Origin of the sequence: Massilia sp. CT11-108, from assembly GCF_047302915.1 — a bacterium.
Taxonomy (GTDB): domain Bacteria; phylum Pseudomonadota; class Gammaproteobacteria; order Burkholderiales; family Burkholderiaceae_D; genus Telluria; species Telluria orientalis.
On sequence record NZ_JBKYMO010000440.1, the window covers coordinates 1 to 4603 of the forward strand.

Genomic DNA, 4603 nt, shown 5'->3' on the forward strand with positions numbered 1-4603 from the left:
CTGCCATGATCCCGCGCAGGGCTTCGCGGGCAACCACGGCTCGCGCATCGGCGTGGCGCTGGGCAGCCGGCCGGATCTCGTCGGCAGGCGCAACGTGCCGTCCGTGCTGTACGCCGCCTACGTGCCGCCGCTGTTCTTCTACCAGGACGACGACGCACTCGCGCCCACGCCGTTCGGCGGCCTGTTCACGGACGGCCGCGTGGACACCGTCGCGGAACTGGTGCGCCATCCGCTGCTCGATCCGCTCGAGATGCACAACCGGAGCGACGCCGATATCGCCCGCAAGCTGCGCACGGCGCCGTACGCGGACGGTTTCAGACAGGCCTTCGGCCCGGACGTATTCAGGACGACGGCCAGCACCCTGACGGCACTTGGCGCCGCGATGGACGCGTTCCTGCAAAGCCGCGACATGTCGCCGTTCTCGTCGCGCTACGACGCCTGGGTGCAGGGCAAGGCAAAGCTCACGGCGGAAGAATTGCGCGGCCTGAAACTGTTCAAGGACCCGGACCGCGGCAACTGCGCCAGCTGCCACAAGTTCAACGAGACGTCGACCAATCCGGCCCGCTCGCTGTTCACGGATTTCGGCTACGATGCACTCGCCGTGCCCCGTAACCGGGCCATTCCGGCCAACCGCGACCCGCGCCACTTCGACGAGGGCCTGTGCGCCACGGGGCGTGCAAAAGGATGGAAGGAGCCCGGGCAGTGGTGCGGCTACTTCCGCACGCCAAGCCTGCGCAACGTGGCCGCGCGCGAGCGCTACATGCACAACGGCGTCTTTTCCGACCTGCGCGACGCCGTCGCGTTCTACGCCACCCGCTCGATCGAGCCGGAACGCTGGTACGGGAACGGCCGCCAATTCGACGACGTGGCGCCGCGCCACCTCGGCAACGTCAACGTGGCCACCATGCCGTACAACCGCCGCAAGGGGATGAAGCCGGCGCTCGACGATGCGGACATCGACGCCATCGTCGCGTTCCTGCGTACGCTGACGGATGCGCCGTTCGAAGCGTCCGCCGCGGCGCGTGGTGCAGGTGTATATTCGGCAACAAAGGAGGGTGCAAGATGAAACGGATATCCATCATCGGCGCGCTGCTGGCGGGCTGTCTCCTGGCGGCGTGCAACCGTGGTACGGACGACGTGGGCCCCGCCCAGCAGGCCGGCAAGGCCATCGACGACGCGGGCGCCCGCGCGCAGGCGAGGGTCGACGAGGCCGGCGCCCGCGTGCAGGAAAAGCTCGATCACGTGAACGACAGGATCGAGCGGATCAACGAGAAGGTCGAGGACAAGGTCCAGGCCCAGGTCCAGAAGGCCGACCAGGCCGTGCGCGAGGCGCGCGACGGCGCGAAGGAAGCGACGGAGCGGGTCGGGCAGAAGGTCGAGGAGGCCGGGGAGAAGATGCAGCAGGCGGCGAAGTGACCTGAACCGTCGTTCCCGCGGAAGCGGGAACCCATACTGAGCAACCGGATTCGGTGCGTCGGAAACACCGCGGTATTCCTGACGCCGGGCTTCGGAGACCCGGCATGGGTCCCCGCTTTCGCGAGGACGACGAGGTTCAAGACGCCATCCGTAATTCCGGCACGTGCCCCGTCACGATCGACAGATCGACGAGCCCCGCGCGCCACGCCTTCTCGATGTCGTGCTCGACCTCGTCCAGCGCCGCCGGAGCGAGGCCGGACACGCCGCACACGCCGTACGCGCGGTTGCGGCCGTGGCCCTTGGCCAGGTACAGCGCCATGTCGACGATGTTGATTGCGCGTTCCCATGACAGCGCCATGCCCGGCACGAGCGGGAACGGCGCGAAGCCGATCGATACGTTGACGGAGAGGCGCGTGCCCTGGTAGTCGATCGTGCGTGCCGGGATGCCGGCCAGCAGGCGGCGCGCCACCTCGTCGAGGCTGTTCCGCGGCACGGCCGGCAGGAAGGCGAGGAATTCCTCGCCGCCCCAGCGCACGATCATGTCGGTCTCGCGCAGGATCTCGCGCAGCGCGTCCGCGATCTCGCGCAGCACGGCGTCGCCGGCGCCGTGGCCGTACGTGTCGTTGATGTGCTTGAAGTGGTCGACGTCGAGCAGGAACATCGCGCTGACCATGTCCTCGCCGCTCGTGCCGCCGTTGTTGCTCACGCTCCGGCGCTCGATGTCCTGGTGCGAGCGCATGAATTCCTGGAAGTGGCGGCGGTTGTACAGCGCCGTCAGCGGGTCGCGCGCGCTCTGCTGCTTGAGTTCATGGTTCTTGACCTCGAGCTGGGCGTTGGCGTGCCGCACCTTGCGGTACAGGATGCCGACGATGACCGACGCGAGCGCGAACACGAGCGCCAGCAGCCACCAGATGCGCTGCTGCAGGCGGCGGTTGTCGATTTCGGTCGACTTGACCTGGTTTTCCTGGCGCAGCATCTCGATCTGGCGCTGGCGCTTGTCGGCCTCGTATTTTTCCTGCAGCTCCATCATCGCCTTCTGGCGGCGCGTCTCGAACAATTCGTTCGACAGCGCGCGCTCGCGGTGATACGCGGCCAGCGCGCCGGGCAGGTCGCCGGCGCGTTCCAGCGCGTCGCCGTATTCGACGAGGACACCCTGCTGGTCGGGCTTGTTGCCGGAGCGCTGGTACCAGTCCATGCCCTGCTCGATGTGCTTCTTGCCCTCGGCCAGGCGGCCCATGCCCAGATAGGCCTGGCCCACGTTGACGCGGGCCGTGGCGGCGAGGGCGTCGTCGTGCAGCTTCTGCGCCTGTTCCAGCGCCTGCTGCGCGTACGCGAGCGCGCGGCGCCAGTCCTGCTGCTTCAGGTACGAGTCGGCCAGGTTGACGAGCGTGTTGGCGATCATCGCGTCGGCGCCGATGCGGCGTTCCAGCGCGAGCGCCGACAGCAGGGCCTTCGTGCCCCGCTCCATGTCGCCGCTGTTGGCGGCAAGGATGTATTCCGTCGTCTTGAAGATCGCCAGGCGGCCCGGCGAATCGATCGCCTCCGCCAGCTGTTCCGCTTCGCCGATCGACTCGAACCCCTTGTCGAATTCGCGCATCTGGTTGTACAGGTAGGCCAGCGACTTGAGCGCGACGGCGATCTGCAGCTTGTTGCCGCTCTGGCGCGCAAGCGTCACGGCGCCCTGCATCTTGGTCAGCGCGACGGGGAAGTTGCCTTCCTCGGCGAACGATTCCCCCGACGAGATCAGCACGAGGATGCGCAGGTCGACGTCGGGGCTGTGGGCGGCGAGGCGTTCGGCTTCCCACACCAGCTGGTGCGACTGGCTCATTTCGTTCAGGCCGAACAGGGCATAGGCCTTGGAGAGCAGGGCGCGCGCAACGAGGCTGTCGTCGTGCGCCTGGCGGCCCAGTTGCAGCGCCTGTTCGCACAGCTGGACGGCTTCCACGTGCTTGCCGAGGCGGTGGCTCAGGTCGCAGGACAGCGTGAGCAGGCGGGCGTGTTCGGCGGGCGTGCGGCGCGCCTGGGCGGCGAGGCCGGCCAGCAGCGGCACCGCGTGCTGGGGCGTGACGCGGATGATTTCCCCGAGTTCGGCAAAGCGCGCACGCACGGGTTCTTCCGGCATAGCGGCCGCCGGCGTGCTTCCGGAAACGAGCAATAGCAGGGCCAGCAGCGCACGGCTGCGTCGGTGCTGCGCTGCACGAGATAGACCTGCCAATATGCCTCCCGAGGAAGTGTGGTCCCTTAATTTAGGACATCTGCATATACAATTATAGGCTCTTGCAATTGAGAAATATCAATTAATGGAACGATTATGCGGAAAAGACACAGGTTTCGTATTCAAGAAGCCGCGCCGTCACAAAAATAGTGTTTAACTAACAAAGTTTCTGCAACGGCAACGATATCAAGGAGGTAAACAACGCGGTCAAACGCTCAGTTGTTGCAGCAAATACAGCCGCTGGTACAGGCCGCCTTCGATGCGCATCAGGTCGTCGTGGCTGCCCGATTCGCTGATGCGGCCGTGGTTCAGCACGACGATGCGGTCGGCGTCGCGGATCGTCGACAGCCGGTGCGCGATGGCGATGATCGTGACCTGGCCGCGCAGCTCGTCCAGTGCCTGCTGCACGATCTGCTCCGTCTGGCTGTCGATGCGCGACGTGGCTTCGTCCAGCAGCAGGATGCGCGGCCGGTCGGCGAGGGCGCGCGCGATCGCGATCAGCTGCTTCTGGCCGGACGACAGGCGCGAGCCGCCTTCGCCCAGCGGCGTGTCGTAGCCCTGTTCCAGCCGCGCGATGAACTCGTGCGCATGCGCGGCGCGCGCGGCCGCCTCGATGGCCGCCTGTGACAGGCCGCGGCCCATGTCGATGTTCTCGCGTGCCGACGCCGCCAGCAGGAACGGATCCTGCGGCACGAGGCCGACCTCCGCGCGGAAACGCTCGTTGCCGATCGTCGCCAGTGGCTCGCCGAACAGGGTGATGGTGCCTTGCTCGACATTGTAATAACGCAGCAGCAGCGACAGCAGTGTCGACTTGCCGCTGCCCGTGTGCCCGACGATGCCGAAGAACGCACCCTGCGGGATGTCCAATGACAGGTCGTGCAGAACGGTCTGGCCCGCCACGTAGCCGAACGAGAGGTCGCGCACGCGCACGGCGGGGACGTCGGCCGCGACGGGCTTGCGTGCGGACACGAC

General features: G+C 66.9%; 4 protein-coding genes. 2 read left to right on the forward strand and 2 right to left on the reverse strand.

What is annotated here, in order from left to right; genetic code table 11:
- A partial coding sequence (locus tag ACEN88_RS24850; protein ID WP_413343977.1) for a cytochrome-c peroxidase occupies positions 1 to 1066 on the forward strand: 1066 nt, incomplete at its 5' end.
- Positions 1063 to 1416: a hypothetical protein gene (locus ACEN88_RS24855; protein WP_413343979.1), complete on the forward strand. Its 354-nt coding sequence runs from the start codon at positions 1063 to 1065 to the stop codon at positions 1414 to 1416. The genes ACEN88_RS24850 and ACEN88_RS24855, both read left to right, overlap by 4 nt.
- 136 nt (positions 1417 to 1552) lie before the next feature.
- On the opposite strand, the gene ACEN88_RS24860 is transcribed toward ACEN88_RS24855, so the two are convergent.
- Both ACEN88_RS24860 and ACEN88_RS24865 read right to left on the reverse strand, forming a co-directional pair.
- A complete protein-coding gene (locus ACEN88_RS24860) occupies positions 1553 to 3538 on the reverse strand; it encodes a diguanylate cyclase (RefSeq protein WP_413343981.1) in 1986 nt (661 codons plus the stop codon).
- Between the two features lie 300 nt (positions 3539 to 3838).
- Positions 3839 to 4603: ABC transporter ATP-binding protein (locus ACEN88_RS24865; protein WP_413343983.1), on the reverse strand; the 765-nt coding region annotated here is incomplete at its 5' end.

Bases quoted from the DNA above. Each gene is read 5' to 3' on its own strand.
- ACEN88_RS24855 (WP_413343979.1), top strand. From the start codon at position 1,063: ATGAAACGGATATCCATCATCGGCGCGCTGCTGGCGGGCTGTCTCCTG.
- ACEN88_RS24860 (WP_413343981.1), bottom strand. From the start codon at position 3,538: ATGCCGGAAGAACCCGTGCGTGCGCGCTTTGCCGAACTCGGGGAAATC.